Annotated in this window: 12 protein-coding genes; 4 read left to right on the forward strand and 8 right to left on the reverse strand. The window is 44.5% G+C overall.

Annotation, left to right across the window (positions count from 1 at the left end; all coding sequences use genetic code 11):
• Positions 1-167: 167 nt before the first annotated feature.
• Genes proX through proV form a run of 3 tightly spaced genes read right to left on the reverse strand, consistent with a single transcriptional unit; the run spans position 168 to position 3,453 of the window.
• Positions 168-1,175: a glycine betaine/L-proline ABC transporter substrate-binding protein ProX gene (gene proX, locus AB4307_RS21195; protein WP_372133392.1), complete on the reverse strand. Its 1,008-nt coding sequence runs from the start codon at positions 1,173-1,175 to the stop codon at positions 168-170.
• Positions 1,168-2,262 (reverse strand): glycine betaine/L-proline ABC transporter permease ProW, encoded by a 1,095-nt coding sequence (gene proW, locus AB4307_RS21200; RefSeq protein ID WP_105059296.1) that lies wholly within the window; start codon positions 2,260-2,262, stop codon positions 1,168-1,170. The genes proX and proW overlap by 8 nt, the downstream gene beginning before the upstream one ends.
• Before the next feature lie 3 nt (positions 2,263-2,265).
• Positions 2,266-3,453, reverse strand: a complete 1,188-nt coding sequence (gene proV / locus AB4307_RS21205; RefSeq protein ID WP_048614446.1) for a glycine betaine/L-proline ABC transporter ATP-binding protein ProV — start codon at positions 3,451-3,453, stop codon at positions 2,266-2,268.
• A 651-nt stretch (positions 3,454-4,104) separates the two neighbouring features.
• Here proV and AB4307_RS21210 point away from each other — a divergent pair.
• Entirely contained in the window at positions 4,105-4,842 is a 738-nt protein-coding gene (locus AB4307_RS21210; protein WP_372133396.1) for an HAD-IIB family hydrolase, read from the forward strand.
• A 49-nt stretch (positions 4,843-4,891) separates the two neighbouring features.
• Here the strand turns inward: AB4307_RS21210 and AB4307_RS21215 are convergent, their stop codons facing one another.
• From AB4307_RS21215 to AB4307_RS21225, 3 genes are all read right to left on the reverse strand, one after another.
• Entirely contained in the window at positions 4,892-5,104 is a 213-nt protein-coding gene (locus tag AB4307_RS21215) for a TIGR02450 family Trp-rich protein (RefSeq protein WP_017065368.1), read from the reverse strand.
• 143 nt (positions 5,105-5,247) lie between these two features.
• Positions 5,248-7,695 carry a molybdopterin guanine dinucleotide-containing S/N-oxide reductase gene (locus AB4307_RS21220; RefSeq protein WP_372133399.1) on the reverse strand — a complete coding sequence of 816 codons (2,448 nt, stop codon included), beginning with the start codon at positions 7,693-7,695 and terminating at the stop codon, positions 5,248-5,250.
• Positions 7,696-7,717: 22 nt separating this feature from the next.
• Positions 7,718-8,812, reverse strand: coding sequence for a NapC/NirT family cytochrome c (locus AB4307_RS21225; RefSeq protein ID WP_372133402.1), 1,095 nt, complete (start codon positions 8,810-8,812; stop codon positions 7,718-7,720).
• Between the two features lie 307 nt (positions 8,813-9,119).
• On the opposite strand from AB4307_RS21225, the gene AB4307_RS21230 reads away from it, so the two are divergent.
• Positions 9,120-9,395: a nitrogenase-stabilizing/protective protein NifW gene (locus tag AB4307_RS21230; protein ID WP_017060331.1), complete on the forward strand. Its 276-nt coding sequence runs from the start codon at positions 9,120-9,122 to the stop codon at positions 9,393-9,395.
• Positions 9,396-9,530: 135 nt separating this feature from the next.
• Positions 9,531-10,655, forward strand: a complete 1,125-nt coding sequence (locus tag AB4307_RS21235; protein ID WP_372132426.1) for a M14 family metallopeptidase — start codon at positions 9,531-9,533, stop codon at positions 10,653-10,655.
• 143 nt (positions 10,656-10,798) lie between these two features.
• On the opposite strand, the gene AB4307_RS21240 is transcribed toward AB4307_RS21235, so the two are convergent.
• Together AB4307_RS21240 and AB4307_RS21245 are read right to left on the reverse strand one after the other, a co-directional pair.
• Positions 10,799-11,155 (reverse strand): hypothetical protein, encoded by a 357-nt coding sequence (locus AB4307_RS21240; protein WP_017060329.1) that lies wholly within the window; start codon positions 11,153-11,155, stop codon positions 10,799-10,801.
• Positions 11,156-11,422: 267 nt separating this feature from the next.
• On the reverse strand, positions 11,423-12,049 hold the full coding sequence (locus AB4307_RS21245; RefSeq protein WP_017060328.1) for a LysE family translocator: 627 nt from the start codon (positions 12,047-12,049) through the stop codon (positions 11,423-11,425).
• A gap of 209 nt (positions 12,050-12,258) precedes the next feature.
• Here AB4307_RS21245 and AB4307_RS21250 point away from each other — a divergent pair, with 209 nt between their 5' ends.
• Positions 12,259-13,497 (forward strand): DEAD/DEAH box helicase, encoded by a 1,239-nt coding sequence (locus AB4307_RS21250; protein ID WP_017071932.1) that lies wholly within the window; start codon positions 12,259-12,261, stop codon positions 13,495-13,497.
• Positions 13,498-13,589 lie beyond the last annotated feature (92 nt).

The raw sequence follows: 13,589 nt of genomic DNA on the forward strand, positions 1-13,589 counted from the left end.
CTTTACGGGGTCACTTCAAATCCAAATAGACTGCTGGCTTTTTAATGTTCACTCTTGTCGCCATTTCACTTGATTTGAAGGTGATTGAGTGACTCTACACAATCACTCAACACGCTCATCATTTCAAATCAAAGTGTCTGGTAAGACAGAACAAATACAAGTCAAAGTTACAGTGCTGCTTTCTTCGCTTCTGTAATCCAACCATCGAACGTGCTTTGGTTCGCTTTGATCCAACCGTTTACGTGCGCTTCGATATCCGCAGAGCTGTTCTTACCTTTACTCATCATCATGTTCTGAGCGCTTACATCATTGATGTTAAGTTTGATGATTTCAAAAAGCTTCGCTGCTGATGGGTTGTTCTTAGCAAACTCTTTGTTCGCAATGATGCGCATTGAGTTCATTTCGAAGCCGTAGTTTTTACCGTTAGATAACGTCGTATCCACGTTCGAACGTTCGCCAGGAAGTGCTGAGAAAGGTACTTCTAACCAAACCACATCTTCGTTAGGCACCAGTACGCCACTTACCCAGTAAGGTGTCCATGTGTAGTAAAGGATTGATTCACCCTTTTGGTAACGAGAAATCGTGTCTGCGATGATTGCAGCGTAGTTACCTTGGTTGTGAGTCACCGTATCGTTCAGTTTGAACGCTGAAAGTTGATGTTCAATCACCATCTCACAACCCCAACCTGGGTTACAGCCTGTTAGATCTGCTTTACCATCACCGTCCGCATCAAACAGCTTCGCGATTTTTGGATCGGTTAATTGACCAATGTTAGTGATGTTGTACTTTTCAGCCGTTTTCTTATCAATTAGGTAACCTTGAGCAGCGCCGCTTACATATTGGCCTTCACGGTAGAATTTCTCATCACCACCAGCCATTGTGTATTTGTCAGCATGAAGCGGGAACCAACCTACTGTTAGGAACGTTGCATCACCCTTTGCAATTGAAGTGTAACCTACGTTGTAATCCACTTCTTGAGTTGATTTCACGTCATAACCCAGTTCTTCTAGAGCACGGTTAACGATCAATGTTTGGAACGTCTCTTCCGCTACAGACGATTGAACAGGCTGAACTGATACGCCCTCACCCGGTAGGCTTGCTGCCCACACGTTAGTCGATACCGCTAATGTAGAAACGATGCTTACTGCGAGTTTACTCTTCCATGAATTATTCATTGGTGTTTTTCCTTAATTGAAGTTCTGATTTGTTACCGCGATTAAGTACATTCAGTACAAGGGAAACAGGTCCCATGCGATACCAGCGTAATTTTGTATTACCAGCGTTGACACCCAGTACTTGGGTGATGCGGTCTAATAAGATGGCTAAGATAACGATACCTAAGCCACCAACAGCGGCCAGTCCCATATCTAAACGGCCAATACCTCTCAGTACCATTTGACCTAAACCGCCTACCGCAATCATTGATGCGATAACCACCATAGATAGCGACAACATCAGTGTTTGGTTCACGCCCGCCATGATAGTTGGCAATGCAAGTGGCAGTTGAATTCGGTAAAGCATCTGCTTTTTACTTGCACCGAATGAGTGACCCGCTTCGATCAATTCTTCCGGAACTTGCTGAATACCCAAGATGGTCAAACGCACAACAGGAGGAAGTGCGAATATGATGGTCACCACGACACCCGGAACGTTACCGATACCAAACAACATTACGATCGGTACTAAATAAACGAAGGCTGGTGTGGTTTGCATAGCATCCAAAATTGGGCGCACGAATTTGGCTGCCGTGTTACTTCGGGCGAGCCATATACCCATGGGTAAGCCAATCAATAGACAAAAGAATACGGATGTCATGACCAGTGACAGTGTGGTCATTGCTTCAGACCAGGCGCCAATCAAGCCGATGAAAGTCAAAGACACGGCCGTTGCAACACCAAGCTTCAAGTTTGAAAACTGCCACGCCACAAGAAACAAGATGATCAACATGAATGGTGCTGGCGTAGACACCAACGCCGTTTCAAATGAACTTAGAATAAAATCGATAGGCACACGAATCGCTTGAAATAATGGGCGTCCGTGCTCAACTAACCAATTCAGTCCAGACTCTACCCAAGTGTCGACAGGCAAAACTGCCTCTGCAAAAGGGTTCAGTGGATCAAAAGGTGTCGCTTCAACTGTTTCGCTGCTTAACCAATCTGCTGATGGTGAGGTATCAGCTGCTTGACCCCAAGGGTCACTTGCAGGTTGAGCTGCAGGAGCCGATTGAGACCATGGGTCATTATTTGTTTGTTCAGACGACATGATCTACCCCTTATCCAATGTTTGTAACAGTCGTGACTTAGTTACCACGCCAAAGTAATTACCTTGCTCATCCACAACAGGCACTGAGTAAGGCACACCACCAACTAGGCCAAGCACATCATTGATTGGTAAATCAGGGTTCAGCGTTAATCCATCATCGAGCTGCGCGCTGACGAGTGATTTGTTCTCTTTGTGAGCTTTACGAAGCGAGTCAATAGAGACAATGCCGGAGTAACGGCTGCTCTTCTCAACTACGATGCCGTATTCGCGGTCGTTATCCATCAAAATTTGTAGAGCGGACGCTGGGCCGTCGTGTTCTGATTTTTTAAATACCGCAGCTGGCTTCTTACGCGCAATGTCTTTCACAGTAAGTACGCTTGCTACATTCACACCGCGGAAGAAAGCTTCGACATAATCGTTAGCTGGGTTATTAAGAATATCGTCTGGAGTACCTACTTGAACCACTTCGCCATTTTGCATAATCGCAATTCGGTCACCGATACGCATCGCTTCATCCAAATCATGCGAGATAAAAACAATGGTTCGTTTATCGTCATTTTGAAGGCGAATAAGCTCATCTTGCATTTCAGTACGAATCAAAGGATCGAGTGCCGAGAACGCTTCATCCATTAACAAGATATCTGGGTCACATGCTAGTGCACGAGCCAAACCCACACGCTGCTTCATACCACCAGATAGTTCATCTGGGTAAGACTCTGAATATGCGCCAAGGCCAACACGTTCAAGCGCTTCAAGTGCTGACTGCTTTCGTTGTTCAACTTCAACACCCGCAAGCTCTAGACCAAATGCGGCATTCTCGATGACCGTCATATGCGGCATCAAAGCGAAATTTTGAAAAACCATCGAGATGTTGTTGCGGCGAACTTCGCGGAGTTCATCTTCTGAGATATGGGCAATGTCTTTGCCTCGAAGAAGCACATTGCCTTTGGTAGGTTCGATCAAGCGGTTGAGAAGGCGTACTAGGGTTGATTTGCCAGATCCTGACAGTCCCATTATGACGAAAATCTCGCCTTCTTGAATACTAAGAGAAACATCGTTAACGCCGATCGTTAGCCCTGTTTCTTCGAAAACTTTATCTTTATTTGCGCCTTCATTAATCATTGTAAAAGCACGGTCGGTGTCTTCACCAAACACCTTGTACAGTCCCTTAACTTCCAGTATGGGATCCATGTAATCTAATCCTTTCTCAGTTATTTAAACTTAAAAATGGTTATTTAAACCCGAAAAACAATTAGCACTCTAAGTAATTAGCACATGTAAATCAAGGAGCTTCGTTCGGTAAAACAAGGTAACAGACCGAAACCAGATCAGTGACAGCAAGACAAAAAAACAAGAAAAAACAAGAAAAAACATAACAAACTACTGATAATTAAAGGGATAAATTAGAAAGACGCACTACCAATATTATGTGTTACTTAGTCGTAGATTATTGAATATTAATTTTACATTAGAGCAATTAATAGGCTGAATGAACCAACAAAAGCCACAATTAGTTCGTGTACAAATAATTCGAATACGAACTATTTATTAAGCTTTCATGATGTTTCCGAGTCGAAAGTTAGCTCGGTAGGAAAGATAAGATCAACTCTCAATCTCTACCTAAAAACCAAAGCTCAACCGGCTAAAATCAGCGAGTCTAAATCAACTTTTTCAACCAAGAATTTTAATACGTCACACCAACTGTGATACTTGCTGCAAACTGCCAATTGGTGATTATCTAAGCTGAACTTCAACTTGTAGAGTGCTCATTGCTGAGCCATTCTTTATAAAAGAAATAAGCATTTTCCCGTGACGAAATAGAGAAAAAGACAAGGAATTCGAATGATAAAAATGTTGGTGTGTGACTTTGACGGTACGCTTGATGGAGGCTCATCTCACGGTGTTAACCAGCTATTTGATTACCTCACAGAACAACCTGATATTCGCTTTATCATCGCGACAGGAAGAACATTACCTTCGATTCGAATGGGTTTAGAATCGGATAACTACCCGAAGCCACACAGTATTATTAGCGATGTGGGCACCAAAATTCATCATGTTCATTCCCAAAAAACAGACCATGTTTGGCATAACCAACTGGAAGCTTCTTGGAACAAATCAAAGGTAGAGACGGCTCTCGCACCACTTGATTTTATGGGTGAGCGCTTCGAAAACCATCAAGGTGATTACAAGATTACTTTTGAAGGGAAACTGTCTGATCCTCAACATGAGTTGATCGAATCAAGTTTGGAATCGCACGGATTGGATGTACATCTCACCTACTCTCACGACTGGTATCTGGACATCACCCCGAAGGGCGTCAATAAGGCTACCGCGATTCATCATCTGCTCAAACAACATGATTTGAGCGTTGCGGAAGTGTGCGTAGCGGGTGATTCTGCTAACGACACCTCGATGCTCACCATTGAGGGCGTAAACTCGATATTGGTCGCTAATCATTATCCTGAGGTTGCTCACCTATCGGATAGAGACAACGTATACACGAGTAGAGCAACACACGCTGAGGGTGTGTTAGAAGGCCTTAAATACTGGCAAGGGCGTGCGTCGAGTATCCGATAAACGCCAGTTCGCCATTAACAACAGATTAGAATCAAACAGGCTTCTAGCCCTACTTCCAGCCTGGGAGCCAATTTTGATTATCAGTAAGCTCTCGCCAATTGATGTTTTCTTCTCGTTTAGTCATTACTGCCTCTATCATGCAGCGCACTACTTCCCCTTCATCAAATTCAACTTCTGTGACCATAAAGTGCTTTTCTTTCTTCAAAGGGCTAACGGCCGTCCATTTACTGCGAAGTAGTTTCTTTGGATTGATTCGATTCATGGGCTTCTCTCTTTCTTTGATGTCGTTGATTATTATGGGTTGTCTACTCGACATACAGTAATAGTCTTTCCATCGCAAAAAAGATCATAAAAAAAGCCAGCGGTTAGGCTGGCTTCATTCGACTAGCTATTTCTCGTTAAAGATTAGCCATTTTTAGGTGGATCAAATGCCGTCAGTTCTAATACTGGGCCTGTGTATTTTTCAATTTTCACAAGCGCAGAGTTCGCTGCACAACCATTCGCCAAACGTGAGGTCGGAATATCCAACGTAAGTACGTTACAGCCGCCGTTTTTACATAGGCCTGTATCTTTATCTAAATCTGGCCAACCGCCTTCATGGATACATACAGAGCCTTGTTTGATGCCATCAGTCACTAATGCACCAACCAAAACTTGACCACGACCATTGTGTGCACGAACCAAATCACCTGTTTTAATGCCACGCGCTTTTGCGTCTTCAGGGTGGATTGAAATCGGCTCGCGGTCTGCGATCGCGTACTCTTCACGAATCTTCGCGTAGTTGAACTGACTATGTAGACGGTGCGCCGCGTGCGCTGTCATCAATTGCAGTTCGCCATCTTTAGCATTGCCGGTGTACTCTGTTGGCTCCATCCAAGTTGGATGTGGAGGACAATCATCAAGCTTGTAACCTTCAATCGTTTTCGAGAATATTTCAATCTTACCACTTGGTGTACCTAGTGGATTCATGATTGGATTCTCTCGGAAGTCAGCGTAACGAACGAACTGTGCGTTCTTCTCGTTCCACTTCATTTCGATCAGTTGATTGTCTTCCCAAAACTTGCTGAAGTTCGGCATAGCCACGCGTGCAGCGCGACCACCTTGTTGAGCAGCCTTGTAGAATTGGTACAACCATTCCATTTCTGTTTTGCCTTCGGTGTATACTTCATGACCACCTGGAGCTAACAGCTCTGCCATGTCTGCAAATACATCAAAGTCATTACGCGCTTCACCTTGTGGCTCAACCGCTTTCTTCATTGGTACTAGGTGCTGGTTACTGTAGTCACCCGTCATCGTCATATCATTACGTTCAAACGATGTAGTAATTGGCAGAACAATATCCGCGTGCTTAGCTGCTGCTGTCCAGTAAGGTTCTGAGATAACAATCAGCTCAGGCTTTTGCCAAGCTTTGATCAAGCGGTTGGTATCTTGGTGGTGAGTAAAGTTCGCACCGCCTGCCCACCAGATCATTTTGATCTCTGGGAACGTTAGGTTGTGACCATTGTGATGGTAGCTTGAACCCGGGTTTTCTAGCGCTTCAACAATACGCGCTACAGGGAATGCGTTCACAGATCCTGAAACAGCCCAATCGTTACCCGCCGAAGAACCACCGCCAAGTGACGCTGAAATCGCAGGAAGTACGCCTGCATCACGAGCAGGGTTACCACCGTTTGAGTAGTGGTAAGAAAGACCGAAACCACCACCAGGCAAGCCAACTTGACCTAGCATTGTCGCTAGCGTAACCAACATCCAGTGACGTTGTTCACCGTATTGTTGACGCTGCATACCCCAGCCAGACATCAGCATAGTACGGTTCTTACTGAAGATATCCGCAAGTAGCTCAAGCTGCTTCACTGGCACACCACAGATCTCAGACGCCCACTCAGCAGATTTTTCTACGCCGTCTTCCTTACCCATCAAGTAAGCTTCGAATACGTCGTAACCTGTTGTGTATTTACCCAAGAATTCTTTATCGTGCTTGCCCTGTTTCACTAACGTGTGTGCGATACCCATCATCATGGCTACGTCAGTCATTGGGTGAGGAGCAATCCACTCTGCGTTGTCACCAAAAAACTCGATAGTCTCAGAGCGCATTGGGTCAATCGCAATCACTGTCTTGCCCGACTTCTTCAACTGGTGGAAGAACTCAAGACCTGCACAGTCGGTTGAGCTCCAAGCGATCTTCAAGGTGTTAATTGGGTTTAGGCCCCAAAGTACCACCACATCACTGTGCTCAAGGATAACTGGGTAAGTCGTCTGCTGTTCATACACCTCAATCGAACCCACAACGTGCGGCATGATAACTTGCGCAGCACCTGTTGAGTAATCACCTAAGTGACCAGAGTAACCACCAGCCATGCTCATGTAACGTTGTAGAAGCGTTTGCGCTTTGTGCAGAACACCACTTGAACGCCAGCCATAAGAGCCTGCGAATACAGATTCCGCACCGTGCTCTTGACGAATACGTGAGTGTTGTTGGTGAATCAATTTGTACACTTCATCCCAAGAGATACGAACAAATTCATCACTACCACGTACACCTTCAGGTGCAGATGGGTTAGCCAAGTAGCCTTTACGAACCATAGGGTACTTAACACGCGCTTTGGTGTGTACTTGATCAGGGCCTGTGGTCTGCAGGCTATTTGGAACCGTTTGTGCCAGTGCATTCGTCGTCGACACTAACTTGCCATCTTTCACTTCACACAGCATTGGTCCCATACGACCTGATGTTAGAACACCAGAACCACGTTTGTCCGAAGCAATTGCGCTCATCGGCGTCAAAGATGTGAATGCCAACGCACCAGCTGTAATACCTGTGCCTTTCATAAATCCACGACGTGTCATATTAGTCATAATTTTATCCTTCTAATTCTCTTTAGTGACCAACAACGTCTTTCGCGTGGTTTTGGAAGTACTTAGTCAGCAGCTCAAGGTTTTGCTCAGAAATGTCTGTACGGTCGCCCATACTTTTCGCAACAGGCCCCCAAGCATTCACAGTGAAGTGGTTTGAAGGAATTTTCGCGTGACACGTTGCACAGTAAACGTTGTCCAATTCTTCTGCGTAAGACCAGATTGGGTCTAGTTTATCGACAACTGGAGAAGTGATATCACCCGTTAGCGCAACTGAACGCCACTCGTTACCATAAGCATCTGCTTTATAGTCACCAGTAGTCAGTGCTTCTTGACCTTTGTCTGTCAATGTCGCAACGATTGCACGTTGGCCTTCACCGAAGTAAAGCACTTGCTCTGCACCTTTCATTTGGAATGCATTCAAAGTCACAGTACGGTTGTCGCCTTCAGCCTTAACCACTTGCAGTTCTGCTGTTGGGTTTACACTGCCGAAGTCACCCATTGCGATATCGGTTACTGGGTAAACCACTTTCGCATCTGCTGGCGTGTTTTTCGTAAATGCGATCAGGGTATCGAACGCTTTGCTATCTAGCTGAGCTTCAGGAGCAAAATGTGCAACGCCTTTGTGACAATCGATACACGTTTGGTTATTTTCACGACCATAAGCATGCATTTTTTCTGCATCACGAGATTGCTCGAACTCTTCCATTGCATCGAATTCGTGACAAGAGCGACAAGTCGCTGAGTCATTCTCGCGGAATTGAGCCCAAACTGTCTCAGCCATCTCTTCACGGTGTGCTTCATATTTCTCAGGCGTGTCTATCTTACCTGAAATAAATTCGTGGTAGATGTCTTTGGACGCTCTTACTTTGGTGATCACGTAGTCAATCGGATCAGTTGGAATGTGGCAATCGGCACATTCAGCTCGAATGCCTTTTGCGTTACTGAAGTGTACAGAACCTTGGTATTCTTTGTGGGGTGCTTCCATTGTGTGGCAAGAAACACAAAACTCAGTGCTCGATGTATAGTGCATAACGGCTGCAGTTCCCCCTAAGGTTAACCAGCCAATACCTATACCAACCGCCGCTATTAGTGCGATATAACGTTTTTTTATTGTCATAATTCTTAATCATCTTCAACAATTGGTTACAATTAAGATCAGAATAGTACTTTAGGGGTAGATCAGTTTGATTTGGATCATAAATCGCATTCTGAGGAACAAAAATTGAACCTTTATGAGAACCCAAGGTCACTTCACGAAATTATTCCCCACCAGATACAATCACCCACCAAATAAGAGGCAGCGGTTAAATATTCATTATTGATTAATCCAACATCAACGAGACAAAACGGCTTTCTAAGTCAAAGAAGTAAATTGTAAATCTATTACAATATTGGCTATCTATTTTTCATAAACTCCTCACTCAATGAACCAAACAGAATTCCAACAAAAAATGGCGAGTTTCACCTCGATTGAACAAGCGCTTGATTACTTCGAAATTGGGTTTGATAGCAAGTTCATCAACCAAAATAGAGTCGAGCTTATGAAACGCTTTAATGGTTATCTGATCCTGTCAAAACCCGATGATTGGTTCTCAGGAAGAAGAGCGCTGAAAAACGCTTATTGTAAGGTTCAACGCAGCAAGTTAGATCGCCACACACGTTCAGCCTGTCGTGGGTGTACAACTTGTCAGCGTCGATAGATAGGAAGTACTGCTCAAAGTAGAGAACTAAAAAGTAGATAGTTGAAATAACATCTCATTACGATTTAGTTAGTGGTTTGCTCGAAAAAAAGTGTGCTAGTCTTACGGCAACTCAACTACGAGATAAAAACTACAATGAAAATTTTCAGCAATTTCGAAAGCGGCAACATTCACGTCGTTTCTGCAGATTCACCACAAAACATTCAACTGACGATCCCAGCAGACTACCAAACTGAAATCTCTCAGTGGTTTCACTTCCGCTTAGAAAGTGAAGCTCAACAATCTCACCACTTTGAAATCGGTCAATTGGCAACATCTGCCTACCCTGAAGGCTGGAAAGATTACGATGTAGTTGCATCGTATGACCGTGAAGAGTGGTTCCGTATCCCATCTCAGTTCGATGGCGATACATTAAGCTTCGATATCATCCCTGAACACGATTCAATGTACTTCGCGTACTTCGCGCCGTACTCATACGATCGTCACCAAGATCTTCTGCACAATGCTCAAACGCACCCTGCTTGTAAGCTTGAAACTCTAGGTCAGACGCTAGACAACAACGACATCACTTTGCTAACCATCGGCGAGCCAAGTGAAGAGAAGAAAAACATCTGGGTTATTGGTCGCCAACACCCTGGCGAGACGATGGCTGAATGGCTGATCGAAGGCCTGCTACAACGCCTACTTGATGAAACAGATACGGTTGGTCGCTCTCTTCTAGACAGCGTTGTGTTCAGAGTTGTACCAAACATGAATCCAGATGGCAGCATCCGCGGTCACCTGCGTACTAACGCGATTGGCGTAAACCTGAACCGCGAATGGCAATCACCTTCTATGGAACGCAGCCCAGAGGTATTCCTTGTTCGCGAGCGTATGCTGGAAACGGGCGTTGACCTGTGTCTAGATATTCACGGCGACGAAGCGATTCCATATAACTTTGTAGCAGGTAGCGAAGGCACACCTTCTTACAACGAGCGCATCGCGAAGCTAGAGAGCCACTTCAAGCAAGCACTGCTCACTATCACGCCAGAGTTCCAAGATGAATTTGGTTACGATAAAGACGAACCAGGCAAAGCAAACATGACAGTTGGCACAAACTGGATTGGTGAGCAATTCAAGTGTTTGACTTACACCGTCGAGATGCCATTTAAAGATCACATCAGTCACGCTGACGAACTTTACGGCTGGTCTCCAGAACGAAGTGTCGCGTTTGGTCACGATATGCTAGCCGCAGTTTGGGCTACAGTAGACGAGCTATAAGGCGAACTAAGCTCATTAGCTTTACCTGTATCGCCTTTGGTTTATAAGAATCTGGGCTATAGATAGAACAAAGCCCAGCACTTGTGAAAGTGCTGGGCTTTTTAATATCGGCTTGGATGAGTGAATCTAACTTTAAAAGCTTTCTATGCCACTCTGAGGCTAGCAAAAAACACTGGGTATCTTTGCCTAATGTGGCGTTGTTCAGACACCATATCTTTGAAGCTCGGACCTTGTGATAACTGAACGATCACTTCGTCACCTTCTTGTCGCAATACAGCACCGCTAATATCGATACTGTTGTTGTCATGCAACCTCAAGGTGCCGGCCATTGAAAAGCCACGATAAACCGGAATGATGTTACGCATCATCAGGCGTACACCCTTTTCAGAAACTTCGCTGACATGAAAAAGCTCATCCTTAATTCGCATCACCGGACGAGCCTTTTGAGGGTACTTTAAGCGGTAATATTTGCGTTTCTGGGTGAATGAATCTTCACGCATTGGTGACTCCCTGTCTCTGTTATTTCGGTCAAGCAATAGGCTGTAGCTTCAATTGGTCTCAAATAAACACATTCACCAAATTGATAGCTAATAATTATATCGACTTCCCGAGCTAATGCTTTAGAGATTTATACAGAGAAACACTGATTGCTTAGCATTCAGTAAAAAATGAGAACTGAATCGGAAATGAAAACTAAGATGGAAACGAGAACTAAGCCGGAAATGAACTGAACCAATAGCTAAAAACCCAATTCTTCGCATCGCACCCTAAAGCTGAAACAATGCCAACTGAATGCTGAAGCCCACGAATAGAATCCCACACACAATGTTCATCATTTGCGAGGTGCGCTTTTGAACTAACAAGCGCTTAAAGGTATCCGCCATTAAGATCACAACTAAGAACCACATCGACACCACTGACGCTTGAATTGCACCAAGTATCAAACTGTCTGTCACAATCGCATCTGTTGAAACAAATTGAGGGAATATAGAAAGATAAAACAGGACAATTTTAGGATTCAGTAGATTAGTGAGAAGCCCTTTGAAAAATTGCTTATAAAGCTTACTTCCCGATGCACTGACCACAGAGAGCACGCCCTCTTGAGCGCGCAGCGCCGCACGAAAATGGTTATACCCAAGCCAGACAAGATACAAAACCCCAGCCCACTTTAGCCCTTCAAAGGCCATGGGAGTGTTCGACAGTAATAAGCTTATGCCGTTAGCCGAGATAAAGGCATGAAAAAAGAAACCACATGACACGCCCAACACGTTCACAAATGCAAACAGCTTCCTTTGAGTTAAGGCTGTGCTTAATACCAACAGCGCATTTGGGCCCGGGATAATGGCAATAAAAAACACGATAACGATAAACAGCCAGATACTGTCCCAACTCATTTCGATCTCATTTCATGAACATTTTTAGGGCGGACATTGTACGTCCATTCAGTGCCATTACAATATGATAAACGCTTAATTATCGCGTATAGCTAACAGACATAATTCGCGCGTATAATGAATGTGTTTATCGTCTAACATACAAAACTGATTCTCTAACATTTGTAGCCCTGATAGACTCCACCTCCTTTTTGATACTTGGTTCATTTATGTCATTTGATAGCCTCACCCTTAACGCAAAAACCGTCTCCGCGCTCTCATCTCAATTCAATAAGCCGACAGAGATACAGCAAGCGGTAATTCCTACCATTATTGCGGGGAAAGACGTACTCGCATTGGCTCAAACGGGCAGCGGTAAAACATTGGCGTTCGGCTTACCTTTACTGAATAACATCAACCAAGATGTGAATGAACTGCAAGCACTGATCATTGTTCCAACCCGTGAACTTGCATCTCAAGTGACCAAATCTTTAGAACCGATCGCGACAACGCTCAATATCAAATTGGTAACGCTAACGGGCGGCGTAAATACTGATGATCAACAGCAACAATTATCGACTAAACCACAATTAGCCATCGCCACACCGGGCCGCCTACTTGCTTTAATCAAAAGTGATGAACTGGATATAGCTCGGTGTTCATCATTGGTTCTTGATGAAGCCGACCGCCTGATCGACATGGGATTTTGGCCAGATATTCAAGCGATTACTTCAGCACTACCGAGCAAACGTCAGTCACTGTTGTTCTCTGCGACACTTCCGCCCGAATTAGTAGGTCAGGCTGAAGAGCTTCTTTCAAATCCAGTTAAGGTCACGACACATCAAGAAAACAGCGTGGTCGCGGCTATTGAAGAAACCCTGTATTTAGTGAACAAAGGCAGTAAAGCTCAAGCGCTCATCGCACTACTCAATCAACACACATGGCCGCAAGTATTGGTATTTATTGGCGCAAAAGACAATGCCGATGCATTAACCAAACGATTGAATAAAGCCAAAATCAGTGTGAGTGCGTTACATGGAAATAAGAGCCAAGAAGAACGAGAGCAAGCATTAGAAAGTTTCAAAAATGGCGAGACTCGTGTGCTTATCGCGACAGACGTGATGGCTAGAGGCATTCATATTGATCAATTACCTGTCGTAATTAACTTCGAATTACCTTCTCACTCAGCAACTTACGTACACCGCGTTGGTCGTACAGCAAGAGCAGGAAGTACTGGCTGCGCGGTCTCTCTGGTTAGCCACAGCGAAACTGACTACCTCAATGCGATTCGCACCTTGACCAATAAGCCGTTAGTGCTGCAACCATTAGAGGGTTTCCCGGTTACCGACAAACCTGCATCTGAAACGACCGCTCGCAAGCGTCCACCTAAAGATAAAATGGCCAATCGAAGAACAGCTAAAAAGAAAAGCATTAAGCAATTTAAAAGCAAACCAAATAGCTCTAAGTAACCAGAAATAACTCTAAGTAACCAGAAATAACTCTAAGTAACCAGAAATAGAATGGTCAGCTCAGTTTGTACTGGGCTTTTTTATGGTTCATC

The sequence above is a fragment of the Vibrio sp. 10N.261.52.C2 genome (assembly GCF_041471425.1).
GTDB lineage: Bacteria > Pseudomonadota > Gammaproteobacteria > Enterobacterales > Vibrionaceae > Vibrio > Vibrio crassostreae_C.

Bases quoted from the DNA above. Each gene is read 5' to 3' on its own strand.
- proX (WP_372133392.1), bottom strand. From the start codon at position 1,175: ATGAATAATTCATGGAAGAGTAAACTCGCAGTAAGCATCGTTTCTACA.
- proW (WP_105059296.1), bottom strand. From the start codon at position 2,262: ATGTCGTCTGAACAAACAAATAATGACCCATGGTCTCAATCGGCTCCT.
- proV (WP_048614446.1), bottom strand. From the start codon at position 3,453: ATGGATCCCATACTGGAAGTTAAGGGACTGTACAAGGTGTTTGGTGAA.
- AB4307_RS21210 (WP_372133396.1), top strand. From the start codon at position 4,105: ATGATAAAAATGTTGGTGTGTGACTTTGACGGTACGCTTGATGGAGGC.
- AB4307_RS21215 (WP_017065368.1), bottom strand. From the start codon at position 5,104: ATGAATCGAATCAATCCAAAGAAACTACTTCGCAGTAAATGGACGGCC.
- AB4307_RS21220 (WP_372133399.1), bottom strand. From the start codon at position 7,695: ATGACTAATATGACACGTCGTGGATTTATGAAAGGCACAGGTATTACA.
- AB4307_RS21225 (WP_372133402.1), bottom strand. From the start codon at position 8,812: ATGACAATAAAAAAACGTTATATCGCACTAATAGCGGCGGTTGGTATA.
- AB4307_RS21230 (WP_017060331.1), top strand. From the start codon at position 9,120: ATGAACCAAACAGAATTCCAACAAAAAATGGCGAGTTTCACCTCGATT.
- AB4307_RS21235 (WP_372132426.1), top strand. From the start codon at position 9,531: ATGAAAATTTTCAGCAATTTCGAAAGCGGCAACATTCACGTCGTTTCT.
- AB4307_RS21240 (WP_017060329.1), bottom strand. From the start codon at position 11,155: ATGCGTGAAGATTCATTCACCCAGAAACGCAAATATTACCGCTTAAAG.
- AB4307_RS21245 (WP_017060328.1), bottom strand. From the start codon at position 12,049: ATGAGTTGGGACAGTATCTGGCTGTTTATCGTTATCGTGTTTTTTATT.
- AB4307_RS21250 (WP_017071932.1), top strand. From the start codon at position 12,259: ATGTCATTTGATAGCCTCACCCTTAACGCAAAAACCGTCTCCGCGCTC.